The sequence below is a fragment of the Mesorhizobium sp. M1329 genome (assembly GCF_040318035.1).
In the GTDB taxonomy this organism is placed as follows: domain Bacteria; phylum Pseudomonadota; class Alphaproteobacteria; order Rhizobiales; family Rhizobiaceae; genus Mesorhizobium.
The window spans coordinates 88,792-112,975 of sequence record NZ_JAMYLN010000014.1 but is presented as its reverse complement, the minus strand read 5'-3'; the positions used below and the strand labels follow the sequence as shown (position 1 = coordinate 112,975).

Below are 24,184 nucleotides of genomic sequence, written 5' to 3'. Positions count from 1 at the left end.
GTCGCCCGGCACAAGCCTGCACACCATCATTGTCATGTGTCACTCAAATGACATTGTTTTTCGGCACCTGCGCTTGAGATCGGGCAAGAAGATGCCGCGCATCGTTGACCAAACTGCGCTGAGCATCGAAAGTTCCATCTACATTGCTTTGGAGCAGTTTATGTACAGCGCCGTCACCCGCAACATCGAAGTGCAGGTCAGGCCGTTCTATCTGGAGGATCACTCCGACCCGCCACAAAACCGCTATGTCTGGGGCTACCAGGTGACCATCGACAATCAGTCGGACGACTTCGTGCAGCTTCTGTCGCGCTACTGGCACATTACCGACGGCACCGGCAAGGTCGAGGAAGTGCGCGGCCCCGGGGTCGTCGGCGAGCAACCTGGACTCAACCCCGGCGACAGCTATCAGTATACGTCTGGATGCCCGCTCTCGACCCCGTCCGGCATCATGGTCGGGCACTACACAATGCGCAACAAACGGGGTGAGACCTTCGACGTCGCCATCCCCGCCTTCTCGCTCGATTTGCCGGGCACGCGGCGCACCGTCAATTGACGTTCACTTGGATTCCTCTCCCCGCCTTGCGGGGGCGAGGAAATCCAAGTTCTGCGAAGGCAGCCGCACTGATGCTCGTTATTGAGCCGCTGCAAATTCCGCCGGATCGAAGTCATATTGTTTCGAACAGAATTCGCAGGCCACGTGAATGCTGCCATCCTCGGTGCTGTCCCTGATCTCCTCGGCGGAAAAGCCTTCGAGGATGCCCTGGATCTTCTCCCTCGAGCATGAGCACTGGTCGGCGACCGGCACCCCGCCGAAGACGCGGACGCCATGCTCGTGGAAAAGCCGGTAAAGCAGCCGTTCGGCGCCGATCGTCGGATCGATCAGCTCGGTCGGTTCAATAGTACCAAGCAGCGCCAGCAGCTCCTGCCAGGAATTGTCGGCCGGGTCGTGGATTTCCTCACGCGGATCGCCGTCGCCACCGGGAAAGTCGGGGACGCGCATGCGCTCCGCCGACTGCGGCAGGAATTGTGCCAGCAAGCCACCGGCCCGCCATTGCTCGCGGGCACCGCCGACGCCGGGCGTCAGAAGCTTGGCAACCGAAAGCCGGAGGTCGGTCGGAATCTGCTCCGACTGGCGGAAATAGGTGCGTGCGGCATCTTCCAGCGTGACGCCGTCGAGCTGGACGATGCCCTGGTAGCGTTGCGTGTGGGCGCCCTGGTCGATGGTCAGCGCCAGGACGCCGCTGCCGAGCAGCGTCTGCGGTGACGTCTCGCCGGCAGAAGTCAAAGCCTGCAGCCGGTCGGCATCGAAGCGGGCATAAGCGCGCAGCGCGTGCGGCGTGGAGAAATCCGCGACCAGCATGTCGACCGGCCCGTCGGTGCGGGTCTGCAGAATGAACTTGCCCTCGAACTTCAGCGAAGTTCCGAGCAATACCGTCAGCACACAGGCTTCGGCCAGGAGGCGGGCGACCGGCTCGGGATAGTCGTGGCGGCTGAGAATAGCGTCGAGCATCGGCCCGAGCTGGACGGTGCGGCCGCGCACGTCGAGCGGGCCGACCTCGAACGGCACGACATGGTCGTCGCCGGCGTAGCCGAATTCGCCGAGCTTGGGTTTATGTTCAGCCAATTGATGAGTTTCCAACATGACAAAGCTCCGGGGCGCGGCGATGCCGCCCTCCGGGGCGCATGCGACGAGACGCGCTCGATTTGCGTGATGCGCCTGAGATAGGCACCACCCACTCCCGGATCAAGGCGGCCCGGATCAACGCGGCGCAGATCAGGCCAGCCCGGATCAAGGCGGCCCTTATCAAGCGCCCAGGCACCAGGCCAAGACCGCCTTCTGGGCATGGAGCCGGTTCTCCGCCTCATCGAACACCACAGAATGCGGTCCGTCGATGACCTCGTCGGTAACCTCCTCACCGCGATGCGCCGGCAGACAGTGCATGAACAGCGCGTCAGGCTTGGCTTTCGCCATCAGTGCCGCATTGACCTGGTAGGGTAGGAAGACATTGTGGCCGCGGGCACGGTGCTCCTGGCCCATCGACACCCAGCAGTCGGTGACGATGCAATCGGCCTCGTGAACGGCCTCCTCGGGCGAACGGGTGAATTTCAGCTTGCCGCCATTGGCTTTCGACCAGTCGACATGCTTCTGGGCCGGTTCGCTGCCCTCGGGCACGGCGATGTTCAGCTTGAAGCGGAAGCGCGCAGATGCCTCCAGCAGCGAATGCAGCACGTTGTTGCCGTCGCCGGTCCAGGCGATCGTCTTGCCGGCCACCGGACCACGGTGCTCTTCGAAGGTCATGATGTCGGCCATCAGCTGGCAGGGATGGGTCTCGTCGGTCAGCCCGTTGATGACGGGAACCGTAGCGTTTTCCGTCAGTTCCAGCAGCCGGTCATGCGAGGTGGTGCGGATCATGATGGCATCGACATAGCGTGACAGCACCTTGGCCGTGTCGGCAATGGTCTCCGAGCGGCCAAGCTGCATCTCGGTGCCGGTCAGCATGATCGTCTCGCCACCCAACTGCCGCATGCCGACGTCGAACGACACGCGCGTCCGCGTCGACGGCTTGTCGAAGATCATCGCCAGCACCTTGCCTTCGAGCGGCTTGCTGCGTTCGCCGGCCTTGAGCCTTGCCTTTCGCACAGCTGCGTCGTCGAGCATGAAACGCAGATCGCCTTCGGAAACGGCGGAAAGATCGGTGAAATGGCGAAGGGACATCAGGAATTCCAGGATTACTTCGCTGCGGCAGCGACGATGGCATCCGCCAGGCTCTTGGCGCCGGCACGAATGCGCTCGAGCGCTTCGTGGATCTCGGCGTCGGTGACGGTGAGAGGCGGCAGCAGGCGGATAACGTTGTCGCCGGCCGGAACCGTCAAGAGATGCTGGTCACGCAGTGCCACCGTGACTTTGGTGTTGGGCATCGCGCATTTAAGCCCGAGCATCAGGCCGGTGCCCCTGATGCTTTCGATAACATCCGGAAATTCGTCGGCGACGCCTGCAAGCCCCTGCTTCAACAGCAGTGCCTTGCGCTGGACGTCCTCGAGAAAGCCGTCCTCCAGCACCACGTCGAGCACGGCGTTGCCGACCGCCATCGCCAGCGGATTGCCGCCGAAGGTGGTGCCGTGCACGCCGGCGGTCATGCCGACCGCTGCCTCGTCGGTGGCGAGGCAGGCACCCATCGGGAAGCCGCCGCCGATGCCCTTGGCCACCGCCATGAGGTCGGGGGTTACACCCGCCCACTCATGCGCGAACAGCTTTCCGGTGCGGCCGACGCCGCACTGGACCTCGTCGAAAATCAGGAGCAGCCCGTGCTGATCGCAGAGCTGCCTGAGGCGCTTCAGCGATTGCGTCGGCACTTGCCTGATGCCGCCCTCGCCCTGCACCGGCTCGATCAGGATCGCCGCGGTCTCAGGCGTGATCGCCTTTTCGGCCGCATCGATATCGTCGAAACCGACCTGGTCGAAGCCGTCGACCTTGGGGCCGAAACCTTCCAGGTATTTGTACTGGCCGCCGGCGGCGATGGTGGCCAGGGTGCGGCCGTGGAAAGCGCCTTCGAAGGTGATTGTGCGGTAGCGCTCGGGATGGCCCTTGACGAAGTGGTAGCGCCGCGCCGTCTTGATGGCGCATTCGAGCGCCTCTGCGCCGGAATTGGTGAAGAACACCTTGTCGGCGAAGCTGGCGTCGGCCAGCCGCTCGCCGAGCCGGCTCTGTCCCGGAATCTCGTACAGATTGGAGACATGCCAGAGCTTGGCGGCCTGCTCGGTGAGGGCCGCGACCAGATGCGGATGGCTGTAGCCCAATGAATTCACGGCGATCCCGCCGGCGAAATCGAGATATCGCTCGCCCTTATCAGTGACCAGCCAGGTGCCTTCACCGTGGTCGAAAGCCAGGGGTGCGCGAACAAAGGTCTCGAAAAGCGCCGAACCGCTCATTATATGCGTCTCCGGAACCGGAAAATCAAAAAGCCGCCAAAGCGGCGGCCCTTGTGGCTTATCGTGTTTTTCGGCCGTGAAGTCAACGAAAAGGTCGCGTAAGGACGTGCGGCAAGCCCTCCAGCACAACGCCGGCTCATAAGCGACCGGGCAAGTTGGGGAAAACCGAAAAAACCGATTCGTGTTGGCGTTGGGACTCTTGTCACCGAGTCAGCGCATAAGGTAATTGTAGTAGAGAAATAACTAGATTTCGTGCGGCGGACCTAATCACCCGATATATGTGGTGTCTGCCCGGCAGAAGCCGGGTCGGGAATGGATTCCGATTGCCGCACGTTTCAGCAGGAGCGCGGTCTCATGAACTGGACTGACGAGCGAGTCGAACTTCTCAGAAAATTGTGGTCAGAGGGCCTCAGCGCCAGCCAGATCGCCGCACAGCTTGGCGGGGTCAGCCGCAATGCGGTCATCGGCAAAGTGCACCGGCTGAAACTGTCCGGTCGCGGACGCACGACCGCCTCACCGGCACGCCAGAAGAAGACGGCACAGGGATCGACGATCCAGAAATCGGTGTCCCGGGCAGCAAGCGCCACGCGCCATGCCACCACGTCGATGTCGATCGGTGCGACCGCGCTCAAGGCACAGTTCGATGCCGAACCGGTGGCGCGCCACTATATTCGCCCGGTCGAGAACGTCGTCGTGCCGATCTCGCGGCATCTGCAACTCGTCGAGCTGAACGAGCGCACCTGCAAATGGCCGAATGGCGATCCGCTTTCGGAAGACTTCCATTTCTGCGGCAACGACGCCGCCGAAACCGGGCCCTACTGCAAGTACCACGCCCGCGTGGCGTTTCAGCCGGCATCGGAGCGGCGGCGGAGCAGATAGTTAGGGGAGTAGGGGAATAGGGCAGTACGGCAGTATGTGGTGAATTGCAGAGAAGCGTGGTCAGAAGCGATATCCTACTGCCCTACGCTTCATAGCCACCCATTCTTGCGAAACCGCCAGTAAAGAAACGTGCAGATCAGGGCAATCGCCGCCAGGACGGCCGGGTAGCCATATTCCATCCTCAGTTCCGGCATGTCGCTGAAATTCATGCCGTAAATGCCGGCGAACGCCGTGGGCACCGCCAGGATGGCGGCCCATGAGGCAAGCTTCTTGGAGATCGCCGTCTCCTGGCTTTGACCGACCAGAAGGCTGGCCTCGAAGGCGAAGGCGAGAACCTCACGCAGGCTGTCGATCTTTTCCTGGACAGTGCGGATGTGGTCGGTGACGTCGCGAAACAGTGGGTGCATGGCTGTGTGGATTTGCGGCAGATCGGCGCTGGTGAGCCGCCGGCAGACCTCCACCAGCGGCAGGGCCGCATTACGCAGGCGCAAGAGATCGCGGCGCAGCATATAAAGCCGTTCGATATCGGAGCCGGTCATCGGTTTCAGCAGAACCTTGTCCTCGATCGCCTCGACCTCGTTTTCGATCTGCTCGAGCACCGGCATGTAGTTGTCGACGATGAAATCGAGAATGGCGTAGAGGACGAAATCCTCGCCCTTGGCAAGGGAATGCGGGCAGCTTTCCCAGTGCTGGCGAACGGCTGCGTAGGAGGTCGACGGGCCATGCCTGACGCTGACGATATAGCCGGCGCCGACGAACAGATGCGTCTCGCCGAAGGTGACACGGCTGTCGATCAGCTGCGCCGTGCGGGCAACGATGAACAGGGCATCCCCATATTGCTCGATCTTCGGTCGCTGGTGCGGATGCTCGGCGTCCTCGATCGCCAACTCATGCAGATGGAATTGCGCCTGGACGCGCAGCAACAAATTGCGGTCGGGCTCCAGCAGTCCGATCCAGACCACGTGGCCCGGCTTCCCGGCCCATTCGCCGGCTTCCTCGATCGGAATGTCGGCGATGCGCCGCCCAGCCGTATAGACGCCGCAAGCGATGATGCCCGACATCGGCGGCGCGGGAGCAAACTCGCGGACATATTCCATCGCAGCCTCCTGAAGGCGGGGCCTTCATCGCGGAACTGAGAAGTCGGCGTGTCGAGAGCTTAGCGCAATTGTCTCTCAGGTGGCGAATCCGAAATTCGCACCAGTGCGGAGAGAACTCACTTCGCTGGTTGGGTTGCCGGAAGAACAATCTTGTCCGTCTTGTCGCCCTTCGGACGATCGGCCGGCATCTGATCACCGGTGACGACATAGTAGATCGTCTCGGCGATGTTGGTGGCATGGTCGCCGATGCGCTCGATGTTCTTGGCGCAAAACAGAAGATGTGTGCAGGGCGTGATGTTGCGTGGGTCTTCCATCATGTAGGTCAGCAATTCGCGAAACAGCGAGGTGTACATGGCATCGATCTGGTCGTCGCGGTCGCGCACGAAACCGATTTTTTCCACCGACCGCGATGCGTAGACGTCGAGTACTTCCTTGAGCTGGGTCAGTGCCAGATTGGCCAAAGCCTCGAGGCCGCGGAACAGACTGTTCGGCTGGCGCCCGTCTGCAACGGCAACCACCCGCTTGGCGACGTTCTTGCCGAGGTCGCCTACCCGTTCGAGGTCCGCCGAGATGCGGATCGCGCCGACGATCTCGCGCAGATCCGTCGCCATCGGCTGGCGCTTGGCGATTATGATGATCGCCTTGTCGTCGATCTCGCGCTGTCCCTCATCCAGAACCAGGTCGTCTCGAATGACTTTCTGGGCAAGCCCCGGATCCGCATTGACCAGCGCCGCGACTGCCTGCTCGACCATGCGCTCGGCATGCCCGCCCATCGCCGCGATGCGCTTCGACAGATATTTCAGCTCCTCGTCATAGGCGCTGACTATATGCACGGACTGCATGGACGAAATGCCTTCCCGGGATTTTCTGGTTGAGTCGTTCCCTCGAATCCCCGCTGATACGCTAGCCGGATGACAGAAAAAAGAAACGGCCCATTATGTGCTAGAGATAGTACCGCGTCAGCGAGCCGGCAAATGGACCGTGAACGCCGCACCCTTGCCGACCTCCGACCTGATGGAGAGCCTGGCGTTGTGGCGGGTCAGGATATGCTTGACGATGGACAGGCCAAGGCCGGTGCCCTTTTGGCTCCGGCTGTTCTCGACGTCGACGCGGTAGAAGCGCTCGGTGATGCGCGGGATGTGCTCTTCGGGGATACCGGGGCCGAAATCCCTGATGGTGACGTCGATGCCCGGCTCGGGATCGCTGTCGCTGCGCGTGATCGACACCACGACGCGTCCGCCCGACTGACCGTATTTGCAGGCGTTTTCCAACAGATTTTCGAAGACCTGGAAAAGCTCGTCCCGATCGCCGGGCACGTCGAGCGGCCCTTCCGCGAAATCACGCTCGATGACGACGCCGTTTTCCTTTGCGAGCGGCCCAAGCGAATCGATGACGCTGTCGATGACCTGGCGCAGGTCGACCTCGGTTCCCGGCTTGAGATAGGGCTTCATCTCCAGGCGCGACAGCGACAGAAGGTCGTCGATGAGGCGCGCCATACGGCTGGTCTGGTTCTGCATGATCTGCAGGAACTGCTCGCGCGCCGCGGGGTCGTTGCGGGCCGGCCCGCGCAGCGTCTCGATGAAGCCGGCGATCGACGCGAGAGGCGTGCGCAGCTCGTGGCTGGCATTGGCAATGAAGTCGGCACGCATTCTGTCGATCCGGCGCGCCTCACTCTGGTCCTTGAACACAAGCACGTAGAGATCCGTGGCATGGCCGACTGAAGACGCGCTCACCCGATAGGCTCGTTCGACCGGCAGCTTTTCTGTGTAGTCGACGCTGTCCGAAGCGACGTTGCCCGCCAAGATACTATCCAGCAAGGCCTGCATTTCCGGCGCGCGGAATTTCAGCGACAGCGACATGCCGGGGGCAATTCCGCCAAAGGCGGCAAAGGCGGCGGCGTTGGCGTGGACGATGGCGGCGGAGCGATCGAAAATGATCAGCGGATCGGCAACCGCCGCCGCGAGATATTCGCCGGAAAGCCGTTGCAGACCGCTCGCCTCGATGGCCGCAGCATTTTCGGTCGATTGACGCGCGACGCCGGCCGGCAGCATCGCAGCGGCAACCAGCAACGCGCCTGCCAGCAGCACCACATAGCCGGACATGCCGGCAAAAGCATAGACCATCAGCACCGCAACGAGGCCGGCCGCCAGCAGCCAGCGGCTGTTCCACAGCCGCATGGCGACACCTTGCGCCCTGCCTTTCCGCTTTGTGCCGATGTCGGCCATTTGCGCTCCGTCTGCGGCCAACTTCAAGAACTTCCTGCTGGACCGGCGCTAGAGCACAGTGCGTTCAATTGGACGCACAAAGGACGCTCTACCACTTCATCTGCTGCATCGTTCTTTCCGAAAATCGATTCCGATTTTCGGGCCGATGCAGTAAGGCTCCCAATAGCATGAGTCCGAAAGCTGGAAAGGCTCGCCTCGATGAAAAACACCAAGGAAAGTCCCGCCGTACCTTCATCGGGTCCGCTGAAGATCATCATCGACGGCAAGGAGCGGGCGTTCGACATCGAGGCCCCGATGCTTCCCGACTGGGTCGAGGACCGCAAGCTGACCGCCGGCGGGTATCCCTACGACAAGAAGATGAAGAGCGAGGAGTATGACGAGAGGCTTGAGAAGCTGCAGATCGAGCTGGTCAAGGCGCAGGCGTGGCTGCAGTCGAAAGGCAAGCGGGTAATGTCGCTGTTCGAGGGGCGCGACGCTGCCGGCAAGGGCGGCACGATCTTCGTTTTGCGCCAGTATCTGAACCCTCGCACGGCGCGCAACGTGGCGCTGACCAAGCCAACACCCACCGAGCTTGGACAATGGTACTTCCAGCGCTACGTCGACCACTTCCCGACGTCGGGCGAATTCGTCACTTTCGACCGCTCCTGGTATAATCGCGCCGGCGTTGAACCGGTGATGGGATTCTGCACGCCCGAGCAGCACGAGCAATTTCTGGACGAGGTTCCGCATTTCGAGCGGATGATCCGCAACGAGGGCATACATTTCTTCAAATTCTGGCTGAACATCGGCCGGGAAACGCAGCTCGAGCGATTCCATGACCGCCGCTGGAGCCCGCTGAAGAGCTGGAAGTTTTCGCCAATCGACATCGCCGGCATCACCAAATGGGACGAATACACCAAAGCGCGCGACCTGATGGTCGAGCGCACGCACAAGGAGTTCGCGCCCTGGATCATTGTGCGGGCGAACGACAAACGGCGCGCGCGGCTGGCCGTCATGCAGCGCATTCTCCTTTCGCTTCCCTATGACGGCCGCGACCTCGACGTCATCGGCAAGGAGGACAGGAAGATCATCGGCGAAGGGCCGACTTTCCTCGAAAAATAAGCTCACCTCGATACGCGGCTCTCATGCCGCCAGCCGGGCAATCCGCTGCAGTCGCTTCAGCGTTGTGTCGTCCTGCAGCGCCTGCTGGAAAAGCGAGATCTCCTGGTCGATGCGGTCGCAGAGCGCGCCGGTGTCGCCCCTGAGCAGGTCGCGCGTCTGCTGCAGCGCCGCGACAGGCTTCTTGGCGAGTTGCCTGGCTCTTGCCAACGTGGCTTCCTCGACGCTGCCGTCCGTCACGATCTCGCCGACAAGGCCCAGTGCCCTGGCATCTTCGGCGGCGAGCGTGTCGCCCAGGCAGAAGAAGCGGAACGCCCCGGCATAGCCGAGCTTCCGCGGCGCCAGAATGCTGGTCGCCGCGTCCGGCACCAGGCCGAAATCGACGAACGGCACCCGAAACGTGCTCTTGGTCGAGGCGATCACCATGTCGCAGTGGAACAGGATGGTGCAACCGACGCCGACGGCGTCGCCGTCGACACAGGCAAGGACCGGTTTCGGGAACGTCGCCAGCGTGCGGAACATATCGGTGACGGCGGCGATCAGTCGCCGATGTTTGGTGGCGTCGAGAAATTCGGAGAAATCGGCACCGAGGCAGAAGCACCCGGCCAAGCCGCGCAGGACCACAACGCGGACGTCGTCGTCGACAGCGGCTTCGTGGAATGTCCTGGCCAGGCTTTCATAGGCCCGCCTGTCCAGCACCGGGCGGCCGTCACCCGACGATACCGTGACGATCAGCGTGTGATTGCGGAATTCTGCTTTTGAGTGAACGTTCATGGCCTCTCTCCAATCTCACGAGGCGCGTCTCTGTCCGAGCATGTCCGGGTACCCTCTGGCCAGCACCGGCGCAAAGTGGTTGCGGCGCGAACGCACCACGTCGAGCGTGTGCTCGTTGAAGGTGAGCAGTGTGGCAACGACCTGCTGGTTGCCATAGGTACGCTGGTAACCGAGCGGCGTTGCCAGGAAATGCAGCTGCAGCGCGCGAAGCACCCACATCGGCTCGAATTCGATGATCACCTGGTTGACGTTGCGCTTCAGGCCCCACTCGACGAAGCCGGCGATCAGCTCCGTGCCCACCGTTGACACGCCGCGCCGACCGTCGCGGAACCCCGGCGCAACCGCATAGCGGGTCAGTTCATAGACATTCGGGCCCGACGGTGGGGTTCCCTCATAAAGGTCCGCCAGCACGTCGGTTAGAAGATGTGCCCGGGTCGTCGGCAACATCCGCTGGTAACCGGCGAGCTCGCCATTGCGGATGACGATCTGGTGCACTGCCTCGTCGTGGTCGAATTGATCGATCTCCAGGCCATCGGGGCGCTGCAGATCGGTCCATCCCATCTCTTCGACGAAAATCTTGTAACGCAAACGATGAACTGACTCCCAGAGGTCGGGCCGTTCCATCAATTCCTGGGTCGTGAGGGAAAAAAGCATCTTGCCGTCTCCTGTTTCAATAGGAAGATACGGCCGTGCTTTCCCAAAAAAATTACGCGATCACGCAAGCAAGAATTTCTAGGCCGGCGCGGCCGACCTAGTTAATATAGCCGCGCCTTATCGCTTCCGCGACGGCCTGGACCCGGTTGACGGCACCGAGTTTGCTTTTGGCGTTAAGAAGGTGTTTCTCTGACGTGTGTTCCGAAATGCCGAGAATTTGTGAGATCTCCCATTCGGACTTGCCAACGGCGGCCCATTGCAGGCATTCGCGCTCACGCGGCGTTAATTCGACATGATCGATGGTTTTGCCCGCCATGGTGTGGAGCTGCATTGCGCGGCCAATCGCATAAGTCGAGACCAGCGACACCAGCCCGAACTCGGCGCTCGACAATTCGACAGCCTCGCCGCCCAGTGACACCATGACGATCTGGCCATCGAGCGTGATTAGCGGGAAGGCCAACCCGTCGCGCAGCTTGAATTCGCCGGCATCGCCCATCACCTCGCCGCCGCTCTTGCCGATGCGGATGCCCTGAGACGCTTCCCGCCACTGGAATGGCGCTTGAAGCTGCTTCATGTGACTGACGACGGGGTCGTGATCGACGTAGTTGCGCGCAACGTAGCGCTCAAGCCATTCAGCCGGCCAGTCGCAGAGCAGCACATGGTCCTTTTGCTGGTTTCTCGGCGTGCCAGGTTGCGGAACCGTCCCGGCCATCAGCGCCGTCAGCCCGAACCCGCTTGTTACCCCCAGCAGCTTTTCGCAGACGGCGGCCGCTGTGCCGGCGTGCTGCAACTGATCTATCAGTTCCAGGGTACGATCGAAATGACCCATCGCAACATCTACCCCATGTTGCCTTCCGCTCTTGAGGCCAATGGCAGTGATCAACCCGCACCACGCCATCAACCCCGGACTGCAAAGCTGCTTCCCCTGTGCGTCCTACTGCTCCTCTTCAGCCGGCATCACGCAGTCATTTGCAAACTCACTAAACAATATCCCTAAATCGTCACGATGAAACCAAAAACCGTTGTACCTGTGTTATTTTCGTACAAAAACCTGTGTTATTTCGTACTAAAGTCGGTGCAAGACCGGACGGAGTCGTCGCGTGGCGTTTCGGCGCATATCCATTTCATTGATCTCGATACTGATCGGAGCGCAATTGCTTGCGGCTGCTGCGCTCGCCGCGGAGCCGCAGGTGCCGGTGTTTTGGGACGCCAAGGAGCGGCTGCCAAAGCCGGACCTTTCGATGCTGCCGCGGCTGCGATTCCTGACCACCACGGATTTCCCGCCGTTCAATTTCCTCGATGGGGCAGGCCGGCTGTCGGGCTTCCATGTCGACCTGGCGCGCGCCATCTGCGCCGAGCTCGGCATTGCCGAAAAATGCCAGATCCAGGCGCTGCCCTGGGCCGAGCTCGAAGGTGCGCTCGGGAAAGGCGAAGGCGAAGCGATCATCGCCGGCATCGCCGCGACTCCGGAGTCGCGGTCGAGATACGCATTTTCACGCTCCTACCTGCAATTTCCGGCACGCTTCGTCATGCTAAAGACAAAGGCGCTGACCGAACCAATGTTCGACAGGCTGCGCAGCAAGCGTGTCGGCGTGATCGCCGGCTCCGCGCATGAGCGGATGCTGCGCGACTATTTCGGCGACGTCCAAATCGTCCCCTTCGCAAAGCCGGAGGAGCTTTATGGCGAGCTGAAAGCCGGCAAGATCGACGCCGCCTTCGGCGACGGCATGCGTTTCGCATTCTGGCTCGGCGGTTCCGATGCGACGGGCTGCTGCCGCTTTGCCGGCGGCCCCTATCTGGCGCCCGAATATCTCGGCTCAGGCATGGCGATCGCCACCAGGGCCGACGATCCGGCACTGGCCGCCGCTTTCGACTACGCGCTGCAGGAAATTTCGGTGAAAGGCACGTTCGCCGAGTTCTATCTGCGCTATTTTCCGGTCAGCTTTTTCTGAGCTTGGCTGCCGGCTCACGTCAGCGTGCGAAGGCGGGCCTTGGCGGCTCGGGCAATGGCGGCGACCGTCAGCGCATCGAGGTCGAGTGCCCGGCGGACGAGCTGCAGCACGCGCACCTCCTCCAGGCGCATTTCGAGATCGACGGCCGCGACCTCGAAGGCGGCCGCATAGGCGGTGTCACGCAGGCGTTCGGGCAGCGCCTCGGCGACACGCGCAAGGACGCCCTCCAGCCCGTCTTTTTCCTGCAGCATTTTCTGGCAGGCCTGGGCGACTTCGACCAGCCGCTCCCGGTTGAAATCCTCAAACACCGGCCAGGATCGAACGACGTCGCCGATCCGCGCCAGTTCGACGTCGGTCATGTCGCGGTCTGACGCCGAGGTGATGACCATCAGGTAGATCATGGCTTCGTGTGGCGACAATGGCATTTACAACTCCTTGAGATGGTCCCGAAGTTAGGAACGAGGGACCGGCGCCGCAAGGAAAAACAGCCGCGATCGTCGGCGCTTCGGTCACACCTTGGAACTTGATCCATCCTGACTATCGGGACGGGGGCTCTTAATCTTCTTGCCTGATCACGGTCCTGCCCGGAAACCGGGTTCCACTTTTCGGGATCATGGTCTAGAGCATGCGGCTGCCGGCATGGATGCTGGCAAAGTCGCAGGAATAGCATCATGGCCGAACAACAGCCGATCGATCTCAGCCCGGAAGTCCTCGCCGCCGCCGCCGAAAGCAAGGCGTGGCCGTTCGAGGAAGCGAAAAAGATCGTCGCCCGTTACGCGAGCAGCGGCTACCCGGAAACGGTGCTGTTTGAGACCGGCTACGGCCCGTCGGGGCTGCCGCATATCGGCACGTTCGGCGAGGTGGCGCGCACATCTATGGTGCGCCACGCCTTCCGCGTGCTGACCGAAGACAAGGTCAAGACGCGGCTGCTGTGCTTCTCCGACGACATGGACGGATTGCGCAAGGTGCCGGACAATGTGCCTAACAAGGACATGCTGCGCGCCTATCTCGGCAAGCCGCTGACCAGGATACCGGACCCTTTCTCCAATGAGTATCCGTCGTTCGGCGCCGCCAATAACGCACGGCTGCGCGCTTTCCTCGACCGTTTCGGCTTCGATTACGAATTCGCTTCCTCGACCGACTATTACACTTCCGGCCGCTTCGACGCGACGCTGCTCAAGATGCTCGAGCGCTTCGATAAGGTGATGGCAATTATGCTGCCGTCGCTGCGCGAGGAGCGGGCGCTGAGCTATTCGCCCTTCCTGCCGATCCATCCCAAGACCGGCATCGTCATGCAAGTCGCGATCGACGAGCGCAAGCTCGATGCCGGTACCATCGTGTGGCGCGACCCGGACACCGGCGAGCGCTTCGAGACGCCGGTGACCGGCGGTCATGCCAAGCTGCAATGGAAGCCCGATTGGGCGATGCGCTGGGCAGCACTCGGCGTCGATTACGAGATGTCCGGCAAGGATCTGATCGATTCCGTCAAGCTCGCCGGGCAGATTTGCCGCGCGCTCGATGCTCCGGCACCGGAGGGCTTCAATTATGAGCTGTTCCTCGACGAGCACGGCCAGAAGATCTCGAAGTCGAAGGGCAATGGGCTGACCATCGACGAGTGGCTGACTTACGCGCCGACCGAGAGCCTCAGCCTTTATATGTTCCAGCGCCCGCGAACCGCGAAGAAGCTTTATTTCGACGTCATCCCGAAGGCGGTAGACGAATATTACACGTTCCTCTCTGCCTATCAGAGGCAGGACTGGAAGGAGCGGCTGGGCAATCCGGTCTGGCACATGCATGACGGCAATCCCCCGGCAGTCGACCTGCCGGTGCCGTTCGCGCTGCTGCTCAACCTGGTCAGCGCCTCGAATGCCCAAAACAGGAGCGTGCTGTGGGGTTTCATTTCGCGCCACGCGCCGGGTGTGACGCCGACGACGCATCCCGAGCTCGACCGACTGGCCGAATATGCGATCCGCTATTTCGACGATTTCGTGAAGCCGGCCAAAGTGTACCGTGCTGCCGACGCGGTGGAGCGCGAGGCGCTGACCAAGCTTTCGGAAGCGCTCGCCGCGCTGCCGGCTGATGCCGACAGCGAGGCGATCCAGAACGCTGCCCTCAATGTTGCGCGCAAGATCGAGCGCTACCAGGATCATTCCAAGCAGAGCCCGGAGGGCGGACCCGGTGTCTCCGTCGCCTTCTTCCAGATGATCTATCAGGTGCTGATAGGTCAGGAACGCGGGCCGCGCTTCGGCTCCTTCGCCGCGCTCTACGGCATCGCCGAAACGCGCGAGCTCATTCAGCGGGCGCTGGCTGGTCAGCTGGCGGCATGAGGACGCCGTCCTGCTCTTCCAGGATCGAGCTCGGCGCTACAGGCGCGGATCGCGACGCAGCCGGGAGCGGCGGCAGGCCTGAAACGCTCGGCGCCGGCCCGAAGACGCCTTTCTTTGCTGCACGCGCCTTCTCGCCGGCTTCTACGTAAGCGCCGCCCTTGGCGGCGCGCGCCCAGCCGTTTTCGACCAGCCATTGGCCGATATCCTGGTTGCCGATCCGGCACTCGGCGGCGATCAGATCACGGCCGCCTTCGGGCGGCACGGCACAGACCACCGCACGACTACGCAGAAAGGCGCGGAAGGCCGTTCGCGCCTGGATGCCGCAATTCCAGGATTTGCCGCCGTCGGTGCAAGTCTCCTCCTGCTTGACGATGTCGATACCGGAAACTGCAATCGAATAGCCCTTTGCCTCGATGAGCCCGGCGGCCGGCGCGACAGGCTGGAACAGTTTCGTGCCTTTCCAGTCGTCGGGCATTTTCGTTTTTGGCGGCTTGGGCGGTCCGGCCAATGCCAGATCGCTCAACGGGGCGCGCGGCTCGATCCGCTCGAGCTCGTTGGAACCGAGCTGCGGCGGCACCACGATTTCTGGATCGATTGCCCTCGAATGCGCCGCCTGCTTGGCCGGCTCTGGTTTGGGGATAGCCGACGTAGCCGGCGCGACGGGCTGCGGTTCAGCGCTGACCTGGATTTGCTCCCAGGGGCCGCCGCTTTCGCTCTGGACGGCGCGGCCGCCGGCGACAATTGCCGTGGCCATCGCGGGGATCGCCAGAACAGCCAAGGCAAGGTGAGGCAGACGCACCGGCCCCGCGCCTACTGGCTTGCCCAGACAATCCGCGCCACCCATTCGACATCGCGCATGGGGATGTCGCGGTCCGGGTGATCGGGATTGAGGGAGACCAGCGCGATCGACCTCGGTGTCTGGCGGTCGAGCACCTTGGCCATCACCTCGCCGGCATTGGTCTTGACGACGACGCGATCGCCCTTTCGTATGGTAGCCCCCGGCTCGACGATCAGGACATCGCCATTGCGATAGAGCGGCAGCATGGAATCGCCCTGGACCTTCAAGGCATAGGAGGTTTCGGTTGCCCTTGCCGGAAGCTCGATCAGGTCCCATCCCTGCCCCGCCGGAAACCCGGCGTCGTCGAAGAAGCCACCGGCGCCCGCCTGGGCGAAGCCGAGCAGCGGCACCGACGATCTCTGCACGGGCAGTGCGCCGGAATTACCCCGACCCTCGACCAGCCCCGCAAATTCATCCAGCGAGGCGCCGGTCGCCTCGATGATCTTGGCCAGCGATTCGGTCGACGGCCAGCGCGGCCGCCCGTCTGAGGACAGCCGCTTCGATTTGTTGAAGGCGGTCGAGTCGAGGCCCGCGCGCCTGGCCAATCCGGAGGCCGAAAGCGAATAACGCTCGGCAAGAGCGTCGATGGCGGCCCAAACGCGGTCGTGCGAGAGCACCTTGCTCTCCTTCAAAACAGGAAAAAATACCTTCCCTGTTCTACCCCTTGGCCGCCATCTTGTCCACCGCCGAAGACGGCGTCACGCGGCCTCCTTGGCCTCGTCCCTGGTATAGGGATCGAAGCGCTCGTAGAAGGTCTCGCCCTTCTCGGCCATGTCGAGCAGCAGCTTCGGCGCCTTGAACTCGGTGCCGTATTTCTTCTGCAGGCGCTTGGCGAGTTTGACGAATTTCTTCGCGCCGATGCCGTCGATGTAGGACAGTGCACCGCCTGTATAAGGCGCGAAGCCGAAGGCCAGGATCGAGCCGACATCGGCCTCGCGTGGGTCAGTAACGATGCCTTCTTCCATCACCCGTACCGCCTCAAGCGCGATGGTGACCAGCAGCCGCTGCTTCAGTTCCTCATAATCGACCTGCTCCGGCGCCAGCTGCGGATAGAGGTCCCTGAGGCCTGGCCACAGCTTCTTCTTCGCCGGTTTTGCCGGATAGTCATAGAAGCCCTTGCCGTTCTTGCGGCCCAAGCGACCATGCGTGTCGACCATCGTGTTGATCAGCGCCATCTGCTTCGGATCGACCGCCTTGTCGCCGAGGTCGCGCATGGTCTGCTTCATGATCTTCTGGGCAAGGTCGATCGCCGTCTCGTCGGTCAACGCCAGAGGACCGACCGGCATGCCGGCGGCTTTCGCCGCATTCTCGACCATCGGCGCCGGAACACCTTCGATCAGCATCTTGTAGGCTTCCGACATGTAACGCAGCACGCAGCGATTGACATAGAAACCGCGCGTATCGTTGACGACGATCGGCGTCTTCTTAATGGCGCGGACAAAGTCGATCGCGGTGGCCAGCGCCTTGTCGCCGGTTTTCTTGCCGAGGATGATCTCGACCAGCATCATCTTGTCGACCGGCGAGAAGAAATGGATGCCGATAAAATTCTTCGGCCGCGCCGAATTCCTGGCCAGCGATGTTATCGGTATGGTCGACGTATTCGAGGCGAAGATCGCCGACGGCTTGAGCACAGCCTCGGCCTGTTCGGTGGCACCCTTCTTTACGGCCGAATCCTCGAATACCGCCTCGACCACAAGATCGCAGCCGGCGAGATCGGCGTAGTCGGCCGTCGGCGTGATCAGCGACAGTAACTGGTCCTTGTCCTGCGGCTTGGCACGGCCCTTCTTTACCTGATCCGAGATCAGGTTGTCGGAATGCGCCTTGCCCTTGGCGGCGGACTCCATGTCGCGGTCGAGCAGCACCACCGGAATGCCGGCCTTGGCCGTCACATAGGCTATACCCGCGCCCATGAAGCCGGCGCCGAGCACGCCGATCTTCTTGAACGTCGTTTCCGGTACACCGGCCGGGCGGCGCGCGCCCTTGTTCAGTTCCTGCAGCGACACGAACAATGAGCGGATCATCGCTGCCGCTTCCCTGGTCTGCATGATCTCGGTGAAATAGCGTTGCTCGATCCGCAAGGCGGTGTCGAACGGCACCAGCAGGCCCTCGTAGACGCATTTCAGGATGGCGGCAGCCGCGGGATAGTTGCCATAGGTCTCGCGGCGCAGGATGGCGATAGCCGGCGGCCACAGATTGGCACCGGCCATCGAATAGATCGGAGCGCCGGGCAGCTTGAAGCCCTTTTCATCCCAGGGCGCCACCGGCTTCAAGCCGTTCCTGATCATCGCCTTGGCGGTTTCGACCAGTTTGTCCGGCTCGGCAATTTCATGGATCAGGCCCATCGACTTGGCCTTCTGAGGCGACAGCGTCTGGCCGGACGTCAGCATTTGCAGCGCCTGCTGCTGGTCGGTCAGCCGTGGCACGCGCTGGGTGCCGCCGGCGCCCGGAAAAATGCCGATCTTCACTTCGGGAAGCGCCATCCTCACCTTGTCGGAATCGGCCGCGACACGGCCATGGCAGGCGAGCGACAATTCGAACGCCCCACCCATGCAGGTGCCATTGATCGCCGAAACCCATGGCTTTCCCGAGGTTTCCAGCTTGCGGAACAGGCCGTTCATGGTGCCCGCATTGTCGAACAGCGCCTTGGTCGCCTTCTCCGGGTCCTTCGCCTTGTCGGCGGCGAAGGCCGCCAGCATCTTCTGCAGCATGGTGATGTCGGCGCCGCCCGAGAACGTATCCTTGCCGGAGGTGATGACCGCGCCCTTTATCGCTGCATCGCTCGCCACATTGTCGACGATGGCGTTCAGTTCGCGCATCACCTCCTCGGTGAAGACGTTCATCGAACGGTCCGGCATGTCCCAGGTGACCAGCGCAATGCCATCGGCGTCGACTTCGAGGGTGAAATTGGTGTAGCTCATCATCTCTCTCCGTCAGACGCGTTCGATGATCGTTGCGGTGCCCATGCCGGCGCCGATGCAAAGCGTCACCAGCGCGGTGTTGAGGTCGCGGCGTTCCAATTCGTCCAGCACCGTACCGAAGATCATCGCACCGGTGGCGCCGAGCGGATGGCCCATGGCGATGGCACCACCATTGACGTTGATCCGGTCATGCGGAATGTCGAAAGCCTGCATGTAGCGCAGCACCACCGAAGCGAAGGCCTCGTTGAGCTCGAACAGGTCGATGTCCGACAGCTTCATCTTCGCCCGCTTCAACAGCTTCTCGGTGACGTCGACCGGGCCGGTCAGCATCAGCACCGGTTCGGAGCCGATATTGGCAAAGGCGCGGATGCGCGCGCGCGGCTTGAGGCCGAGCGTCTTTCCGGCCTTTTTCGAGCCGAGCAGCACGGCCGCCGCGCCGTCGACGATGCCGGAGGAATTGCCGGCATGGTGGACGTGGTTGACCTCTTCCACCTCGGGATGCTTCTGCACGGCGACGGCATCGAAGCCGCCCATCTCGCCGGGCATGACAAAGGACGGATTGAGTGCGGCCAGCGACTGCATGTCGGTTGAGGGCCGCATGTGTTCGTCGTGGTCCAGGATGGTCAGGCCGTTCTGGTCCTTGACCGAGATCACCGAATTCTTGAACCGGCCCTCGCCCCAGGCCGTGGCAGCACGCTTCTGGCTCTCGACCGCGTAGGCATCGACGTCGTCGCGCGAAAACCCGTATTTGGTGGCGATCAGATCGGCCGAGATGCCTTGCGGCACGAACCAGCCGGGCAGACCGACCGACGGGTCCATGAACCAGGCGCCGCCGGAGGCGCCCATGCCGACGCGCGACATCGATTCGACGCCACCGGCAATGACGATCTCGTCGGCGCCTTGCGCGATTTTGGCGGCGCCGAAATTGATAGCGTCGAGGCCCGAAGCGCAGAAGCGCGATATCTGCATGCCAGGCGCCTTGGTGTCGTAGCCGGCCTCGAAAGCAGCGGCACGTGGAATGACCGCACCCGCCTCGCCAACCGGATCGACACAGCCGAAGATGATGTCGTCAACAGCGGCGGTGTTCAGTCCGTTGCGGTCGCGGATGGCCTCGAGCACCTTGGCGCCGAGCCGCACCGCCGGCACTTCGTGCAGCGAGCCATCCTTCTTGCCCCTGCCGCGCGGCGTGCGCACGGCATCATAGACATAAGCTTCGGCCATTTTCCTGCTCCTTGGGTTTGCTGAAACTCGCTCAGAGCGAGCGCCCGATCAGCAATTTCATGATCTCGTTGGTGCCGCCGTAGATGCGCTGGACGCGGGCGTCGCGAAACATGCGCGCAATCGGATATTCATTCATGTAGCCATAGCCGCCATGCAATTGAAGGCATTCGTCGACGACTTTTCCCTGCAGGTCCGACAGCCAGTATTTGGCCATAGACGCCGTCACCGGGTCGAGGCCACCGTTAATGTGGCGGGCAACGCAGTCATTATAGAAGACGCGGCCGATGGTCGCCTCGGTCTTCAATTCGGCAAGCTTGAACTGGGTGTTCTGGAATTCGATGATGGCCTTGCCGAAGGCCTTACGCTCCTTGACGTAGTCGATGGTAAGCGCCAGAGCCCGCTCGACCATGGCGATGGCTGTGGTGCCGATCTGCAGCCGCTCCTGCGGCAACTGTTGCATCAACTGGACGAAGCCCTGGCCTTCGTCGTTGCCGAGCAGGTTCGAGGTCGGCACACGCACGTGGTTGAAGAACAGTTCCGACGTGTCGTTGGCTTTGAGGCCGATCTTGTCGAGGTTGCGGCCGCGCTGGAAACCCTCCACCTCGTCGGTCTCGACGACGATCAGCGAGATGCCCTTGGCGCCCTTCTCAGGATCGGTCTTGGTAACGACGATGATGAAATTGGCGAGCTGGCCGTTGGTGATAAAGGTCTTCGAGCCGTTGAGCTTGTACCGGTTGCCGTCCTTTTCGGCGCGGGTCCTGACGCCTTGAAGGTCGGAGCCCGCACCCGGCTCGGTCATGGCGATGGCGCCGATCAGCTCGCCGGTCGCCAGCCTCGGCAGCCACTTCTTCTTCTGCTCCTCCGAGCCGTAATGGAGGATGTAGGGGGCGACGATCGAATTATGCAGGCCAATGCCGAACCCGTCGACGCCGACATGGCCGATCGCCTCGATGATGGCGCTCTCATGCGCGAAGGTGCCGCCCGAACCACCATATTCCTCCGGCATCGAGGCGCAGAGCAGGCCGGCAGCACCCGCCTTCAGCCAGCTTTCGCGGTCGACCATCTCGTTCTTCTCGAACTCGTCGTAACGCGGCGCGATCTCTTCCGACATGAAGCGGTGCGCCATATTGTAAAGCATGCCGACCTCGTCCGCCGCCCAGGCGGGCTTGGGAAGGCCAAGGATTTCGGCGGGGTTGGTCATGTTTATTCTCCGATCCTCCTTCCAAGCACGCCGCCAGAATTGAGCTGGCGCGCTGCCGTGGCGACCGTTCCCTTCGGGCCACCCTCCTCTCAAAGGGGGAAGGGAATGCCGAACCTAGAACGCTTCCGCCGGCAGTGCCATCAATGTATCGGCACCGCTGGAGATGCGGGCAAGATGCGCCGACGTCTCCGGCATGATCCGCTCTATGAAGAAGCGCGCCGTCACCAGCTTGTTATCGTAGAAAGACGAAGCGCCGTCGGCGCCATCAGCCAATTTCGCTGCGGCCACCTTGGCCATCCGGGCCCACATATAGCCCAGCGCCACCAGGCCGAAGAGATGCATGTAGTCGGTCGAGGCGGCACCGGCATTGTCGGGCTTGGCCATGCCGTTCTGCACCAGCCACATCGTCGCCATCTGCAGATCGTTGACGCCCTTCTTCAGCGCCTTGGTGAAGGGCGCCATCTTCTCGTCGGTGCGGTTTTCCTCGCAGAACTCTCCGACTTCCTTAAAGAAAGCCTGGACCGCGCGGCCGCCATTCAAGGCCAGCTTGCGGCCGACGAGGTCGAGCGCCTGGATGCCGTTGGCACCCTCATAGATCATGGCGATGCGGGCATCGCGGACGAACTGGCTCATGCCGTGCTCTTCTATATAGCCGTGGCCGCCGAAGACCTGCTGCGCCATTACCGCATGATCGAAACCCTTGTCGGTGAGCACGCCTTTGACCACCGGCGTCATCAGGCCGGTGTAGTCGTCTGCGACCTGGCGATCTTTGTCGTCACCGGAGCGGTGAGCGATGTCGGACTTGATCGCCGTCCACAGCGCCAGCGCGCGGCCGGCCTCGTTGAACGCCTTCATGGTCATCAGGCTGCGGCGGATGTCCGGATGGACTATGATCGGATCGGCCTTCCTGTCCGGCGCCTTCGGTCCTGACAGCGAGCGGCCCTGCAGACGATCCTTGGCGTAGGAAACCGCATTCTGATAGGCGACCTCCGATAGCGAGAGCCCCTGCAAGCCGACGCCAAGCCGCGCCTCATTCATCATGGTGAACATTGCTTTCAGCCCGCCATTGGCCTCGCCGAGCAGCGTGCCTTCAGCGTCGTCATAATTCATGACGCAGGTCGAGTTGCCATGGATACCCATCTTCTCCTCGATCGAGCCACAGGAGACGGCGTTCTTCTCGCCCGGATTGCCTGAGGCATCGAGCTTGAGCTTCGGCACTATGAACAGCGAGATGCCCTTCACGCCATCCGGCGCGCCGTCGATACGGGCCAGCACGAGGTGGACGATATTGTCCGATATGTCATGCTCGCCGGCCGAGATGAATATCTTCTGGCCGGAGATCCTGTAGGTGCCGTCGCCATTTGGGACGGCCTTGGTGCGCAGCAGGCCAAGATCGGTTCCGCAGTGCGGCTCGGTCAGGTTCATGGTGCCGGTCCATGCGCCCTCGACCAGCTTCGGCAACCATGTTGCCTTCTGCTCTTTGGTGCCATGGGTGATGATCGCAGCGATCGCGCCTTGCGTCAGGCCGGCATACATCATCAGCGACATATTGGCCGACACCATATATTCGGCAACCGCGGTGTGCACCGCGTAGGGCAAGCCTTGCCCGCCGAACTCGACAGGTGCCGCGAGCCCCATCCAGCCGCCTTCGCGATACTGGTCGAAAGCTTCCTTGAAGCCTTTCGGCGTCGTTACCGAACCGTCGTCATGGCGCACGCAGCCTTCCACGTCGCCGACACGGTTCAGTGGTTGCATGACGTTTTCGGCGAGCTTCGCGCCCTCGGCAAGGATGGCCTCGAGCACATCCGGCGTCGCGTCGGAAAATCCGGGAAGATTGGAATAGCGCTGATATCCCAGCACTTCGTTCAGTACGAACAGCGTGTCCCGGACCGGCGCTCTGTAGATCGGCATGCGTTTCCTCCACCATGCGGTCTCGACCCCGAAATCAGCCCCAGCATATGAGGATGGCAGGCGGACCAACGTTACGGTCGAGATAACAAATATTGACGTTTGCGTAAACGTCAATTCTGCGATGCGGCAAATTTTCCCCGCGCGCCAAGACGGCAAACGGCGAAGGACGGTAAACGACGAAGAACCGCGCAGCGAAAGCCACGCGGTTCTCATTCGTCGAAAATCCAAAGCTTAGTTTAGCTCGCCACGCTGGCCTGCGGCGTCGAGCGCTCGATCAGCATTTGTCGGACGGTCGACATCGAAGCACTCAGCTCGCTGATGGCGTCGTCGATCAGCGCCCGCTGCTTCTGCAGACGGGCAAGCTGCTTCTCCGACTTGTCGAGCGCCAACCGCAATTGCTTGGTGTTGGAGCCGTTCGGATCATAGAGGTCCATCATCTGCTTGACGTCGCGCAGCGAGAACCCGACCTTGCGGCCAAGCAGGATCAGCTTCAGCCGGGCCCTGTCGCGGCGTGTATAGAGACGGGTCGATCCGTCGCGCTGCGGGTTGAGCAGACCCTTGTCCTCATAGAAACGCAGCGTACGCAGCGTCACTCCGTATTTCTTGGCCATTTCGCCGATGCGGACAAGCTCTTCACCGGCTTCGCTCGACATATCGTTGGTGTTGGCCGCGGCCTGGCCGGGCGAAATAAGTTTCATGGTCACTGGCTTTCCCCGTCTGGTGGCGTCGCGGTCGCGGACCTTGCGTCGCCTGAGTGAAAGCGGGGGCGTGCTTCCACTCGTGGTTTCAACAAACAAATCGCAAACGGCGTAATCCGCTCATTTACGTTTACGTCAATTCTATATCGATAGCCGCCTCACCACGCAAGAGCGTTCTGGTCTTGCAACTTTATGCCGCAGCACCAGCGGATAGCCCAAAAATCGCGGTCGACTTCGGAAAGAACCCTGCGGCAGATCAAAATTCTACAGCGTCCTTTCTGCGTCCAAAGGGACACGCGACGCCGTCGGCAGCCAGCCGACAAAGTTGCAACTTCTTAAGCTTGGTTAACGCGTTGTTTACCACGTTGGGGCGAAATGTGCGCATGTCGGTTACCCGTGTCTATCCTGTACTGAATTTTTCACGGTTTTTCGGAGCGCGGATGAGACCCGGGAAGCTCGTC

Annotated in this window: 22 protein-coding genes; 5 read left to right on the top strand and 17 right to left on the bottom strand. The window is 62.0% G+C overall.

Annotated elements, in window-relative coordinates; all coding sequences use genetic code 11:
• Positions 1-160 precede the first annotated feature (160 nt).
• Entirely contained in the window at positions 161-553 is a 393-nt protein-coding gene (gene apaG / locus NKH21_RS16530) for a Co2+/Mg2+ efflux facilitator ApaG/CorD (protein WP_352664170.1), read from the top strand.
• Between the two features lie 78 nt (positions 554-631).
• Here apaG and NKH21_RS16525 read toward each other — a convergent pair whose 3' ends face one another.
• From NKH21_RS16525 to NKH21_RS16515, 3 genes are all read right to left on the bottom strand, one after another.
• Positions 632-1,642 carry an Hsp33 family molecular chaperone gene (locus NKH21_RS16525; protein WP_352866231.1) on the bottom strand — a complete coding sequence of 337 codons (1,011 nt, stop codon included), beginning with the start codon at positions 1,640-1,642 and terminating at the stop codon, positions 632-634.
• 162 nt (positions 1,643-1,804) lie between these two features.
• A complete protein-coding gene (argF, locus tag NKH21_RS16520) occupies positions 1,805-2,716 on the bottom strand; it encodes an ornithine carbamoyltransferase (RefSeq protein WP_352664174.1) in 912 nt (303 codons plus the stop codon).
• Positions 2,717-2,730: 14 nt separating this feature from the next.
• Positions 2,731-3,930 (bottom strand): aspartate aminotransferase family protein, encoded by a 1,200-nt coding sequence (locus NKH21_RS16515; RefSeq protein WP_352664176.1) that lies wholly within the window; start codon positions 3,928-3,930, stop codon positions 2,731-2,733.
• Between the two features lie 354 nt (positions 3,931-4,284).
• Here NKH21_RS16515 and NKH21_RS16510 point away from each other — a divergent pair, with 354 nt between their 5' ends.
• A complete protein-coding gene (locus NKH21_RS16510) occupies positions 4,285-4,809 on the top strand; it encodes a GcrA family cell cycle regulator (protein WP_352664178.1) in 525 nt (174 codons plus the stop codon).
• Positions 4,810-4,898: 89 nt separating this feature from the next.
• Here NKH21_RS16510 and NKH21_RS16505 read toward each other — a convergent pair whose 3' ends face one another.
• The 3 genes from NKH21_RS16505 to NKH21_RS16495 form a co-directional block, all read right to left on the bottom strand.
• Positions 4,899-5,906, bottom strand: a complete 1,008-nt coding sequence (locus NKH21_RS16505; RefSeq protein ID WP_023677347.1) for a magnesium and cobalt transport protein CorA — start codon at positions 5,904-5,906, stop codon at positions 4,899-4,901.
• A 116-nt stretch (positions 5,907-6,022) separates the two neighbouring features.
• The gene (phoU, locus tag NKH21_RS16500; protein ID WP_352664180.1) at positions 6,023-6,748 is read right to left on the bottom strand and encodes a phosphate signaling complex protein PhoU; all 726 of its coding nucleotides are present in this window, start codon (positions 6,746-6,748) and stop codon (positions 6,023-6,025) included.
• A 117-nt stretch (positions 6,749-6,865) separates the two neighbouring features.
• Positions 6,866-8,131, bottom strand: coding sequence for a sensor histidine kinase (locus NKH21_RS16495; RefSeq protein WP_352664182.1), 1,266 nt, complete (start codon positions 8,129-8,131; stop codon positions 6,866-6,868).
• A 198-nt stretch (positions 8,132-8,329) separates the two neighbouring features.
• Between NKH21_RS16495 and ppk2 the strand changes: the two genes are divergently transcribed.
• A complete protein-coding gene (ppk2, locus tag NKH21_RS16490) occupies positions 8,330-9,232 on the top strand; it encodes a polyphosphate kinase 2 (RefSeq protein ID WP_352664184.1) in 903 nt (300 codons plus the stop codon).
• 21 nt (positions 9,233-9,253) lie between these two features.
• Here ppk2 and NKH21_RS16485 read toward each other — a convergent pair whose 3' ends face one another.
• The 3 genes from NKH21_RS16485 to NKH21_RS16475 form a co-directional block, all read right to left on the bottom strand.
• A complete protein-coding gene (locus NKH21_RS16485) occupies positions 9,254-10,003 on the bottom strand; it encodes an enoyl-CoA hydratase-related protein (protein ID WP_352664186.1) in 750 nt (249 codons plus the stop codon).
• A gap of 15 nt (positions 10,004-10,018) precedes the next feature.
• Entirely contained in the window at positions 10,019-10,657 is a 639-nt protein-coding gene (locus tag NKH21_RS16480; protein WP_352475930.1) for an acyl-homoserine-lactone synthase, read from the bottom strand.
• 97 nt (positions 10,658-10,754) lie between these two features.
• A complete protein-coding gene (locus NKH21_RS16475; RefSeq protein WP_023677341.1) occupies positions 10,755-11,486 on the bottom strand; it encodes a helix-turn-helix transcriptional regulator in 732 nt (243 codons plus the stop codon).
• Positions 11,487-11,757: 271 nt separating this feature from the next.
• On the opposite strand from NKH21_RS16475, the gene NKH21_RS16470 reads away from it, so the two are divergent.
• On the top strand, positions 11,758-12,609 hold the full coding sequence (locus NKH21_RS16470) for an ABC transporter substrate-binding protein (protein WP_352664189.1): 852 nt from the start codon (positions 11,758-11,760) through the stop codon (positions 12,607-12,609).
• A 14-nt stretch (positions 12,610-12,623) separates the two neighbouring features.
• On the opposite strand, the gene NKH21_RS16465 is transcribed toward NKH21_RS16470, so the two are convergent.
• Positions 12,624-13,034 carry a tellurite resistance TerB family protein gene (locus NKH21_RS16465; RefSeq protein ID WP_352664191.1) on the bottom strand — a complete coding sequence of 137 codons (411 nt, stop codon included), beginning with the start codon at positions 13,032-13,034 and terminating at the stop codon, positions 12,624-12,626.
• A gap of 246 nt (positions 13,035-13,280) precedes the next feature.
• On the opposite strand from NKH21_RS16465, the gene NKH21_RS16460 reads away from it, so the two are divergent.
• The gene (locus NKH21_RS16460) at positions 13,281-14,936 is read left to right on the top strand and encodes a lysine--tRNA ligase (RefSeq protein WP_352664193.1); all 1,656 of its coding nucleotides are present in this window, start codon (positions 13,281-13,283) and stop codon (positions 14,934-14,936) included.
• On the opposite strand, the gene NKH21_RS16455 is transcribed toward NKH21_RS16460, so the two are convergent.
• From NKH21_RS16455 to NKH21_RS16425, 7 genes are all read right to left on the bottom strand, one after another.
• Entirely contained in the window at positions 14,899-15,735 is an 837-nt protein-coding gene (locus NKH21_RS16455; RefSeq protein ID WP_352664195.1) for a thermonuclease family protein, read from the bottom strand. The genes NKH21_RS16460 and NKH21_RS16455 overlap by 38 nt on opposite strands.
• 11 nt (positions 15,736-15,746) lie before the next feature.
• On the bottom strand, positions 15,747-16,391 hold the full coding sequence (locus NKH21_RS16450; RefSeq protein WP_023677336.1) for a S24 family peptidase: 645 nt from the start codon (positions 16,389-16,391) through the stop codon (positions 15,747-15,749).
• Between the two features lie 81 nt (positions 16,392-16,472).
• Positions 16,473-18,692, bottom strand: a complete 2,220-nt coding sequence (locus NKH21_RS16445; protein ID WP_352866224.1) for a 3-hydroxyacyl-CoA dehydrogenase NAD-binding domain-containing protein — start codon at positions 18,690-18,692, stop codon at positions 16,473-16,475.
• A 12-nt stretch (positions 18,693-18,704) separates the two neighbouring features.
• Entirely contained in the window at positions 18,705-19,913 is a 1,209-nt protein-coding gene (locus NKH21_RS16440; protein WP_352664199.1) for an acetyl-CoA C-acetyltransferase, read from the bottom strand.
• A 31-nt stretch (positions 19,914-19,944) separates the two neighbouring features.
• Entirely contained in the window at positions 19,945-21,114 is a 1,170-nt protein-coding gene (locus NKH21_RS16435) for an acyl-CoA dehydrogenase family protein (RefSeq protein ID WP_352664201.1), read from the bottom strand.
• 114 nt (positions 21,115-21,228) lie between these two features.
• Positions 21,229-23,025: an acyl-CoA dehydrogenase gene (locus NKH21_RS16430; RefSeq protein ID WP_352664203.1), complete on the bottom strand. Its 1,797-nt coding sequence runs from the start codon at positions 23,023-23,025 to the stop codon at positions 21,229-21,231.
• Between the two features lie 236 nt (positions 23,026-23,261).
• On the bottom strand, positions 23,262-23,723 hold the full coding sequence (locus NKH21_RS16425) for a MerR family transcriptional regulator (protein WP_023677331.1): 462 nt from the start codon (positions 23,721-23,723) through the stop codon (positions 23,262-23,264).
• Positions 23,724-24,184: the final 461 nt, after the last annotated feature.

Coding starts and splice junctions, on each gene's coding strand:
- NKH21_RS16495 (WP_352664182.1), bottom strand. CDS start 8,131: ATGGCCGACATCGGCACAAAGCGGAAAGGCAGGGCGCAAGGTGTCGCC.
- NKH21_RS16425 (WP_023677331.1), bottom strand. CDS start 23,723: ATGAAACTTATTTCGCCCGGCCAGGCCGCGGCCAACACCAACGATATG.
- NKH21_RS16445 (WP_352866224.1), bottom strand. CDS start 18,692: ATGAGCTACACCAATTTCACCCTCGAAGTCGACGCCGATGGCATTGCG.
- NKH21_RS16480 (WP_352475930.1), bottom strand. CDS start 10,657: ATGCTTTTTTCCCTCACGACCCAGGAATTGATGGAACGGCCCGACCTC.
- NKH21_RS16485 (WP_352664186.1), bottom strand. CDS start 10,003: ATGAACGTTCACTCAAAAGCAGAATTCCGCAATCACACGCTGATCGTC.
- phoU (WP_352664180.1), bottom strand. CDS start 6,748: ATGCAGTCCGTGCATATAGTCAGCGCCTATGACGAGGAGCTGAAATAT.
- NKH21_RS16460 (WP_352664193.1), top strand. CDS start 13,281: ATGGCCGAACAACAGCCGATCGATCTCAGCCCGGAAGTCCTCGCCGCC.
- NKH21_RS16435 (WP_352664201.1), bottom strand. CDS start 21,114: ATGACCAACCCCGCCGAAATCCTTGGCCTTCCCAAGCCCGCCTGGGCG.
- apaG (WP_352664170.1), top strand. CDS start 161: ATGTACAGCGCCGTCACCCGCAACATCGAAGTGCAGGTCAGGCCGTTC.
- NKH21_RS16510 (WP_352664178.1), top strand. CDS start 4,285: ATGAACTGGACTGACGAGCGAGTCGAACTTCTCAGAAAATTGTGGTCA.
- argF (WP_352664174.1), bottom strand. CDS start 2,716: ATGTCCCTTCGCCATTTCACCGATCTTTCCGCCGTTTCCGAAGGCGAT.
- NKH21_RS16440 (WP_352664199.1), bottom strand. CDS start 19,913: ATGGCCGAAGCTTATGTCTATGATGCCGTGCGCACGCCGCGCGGCAGG.
- NKH21_RS16475 (WP_023677341.1), bottom strand. CDS start 11,486: ATGGGTCATTTCGATCGTACCCTGGAACTGATAGATCAGTTGCAGCAC.
- ppk2 (WP_352664184.1), top strand. CDS start 8,330: ATGAAAAACACCAAGGAAAGTCCCGCCGTACCTTCATCGGGTCCGCTG.
- NKH21_RS16525 (WP_352866231.1), bottom strand. CDS start 1,642: ATGTTGGAAACTCATCAATTGGCTGAACATAAACCCAAGCTCGGCGAA.
- NKH21_RS16505 (WP_023677347.1), bottom strand. CDS start 5,906: ATGGAATATGTCCGCGAGTTTGCTCCCGCGCCGCCGATGTCGGGCATC.
- NKH21_RS16430 (WP_352664203.1), bottom strand. CDS start 23,025: ATGCCGATCTACAGAGCGCCGGTCCGGGACACGCTGTTCGTACTGAAC.
- NKH21_RS16465 (WP_352664191.1), bottom strand. CDS start 13,034: ATGCCATTGTCGCCACACGAAGCCATGATCTACCTGATGGTCATCACC.
- NKH21_RS16515 (WP_352664176.1), bottom strand. CDS start 3,930: ATGAGCGGTTCGGCGCTTTTCGAGACCTTTGTTCGCGCACCCCTGGCT.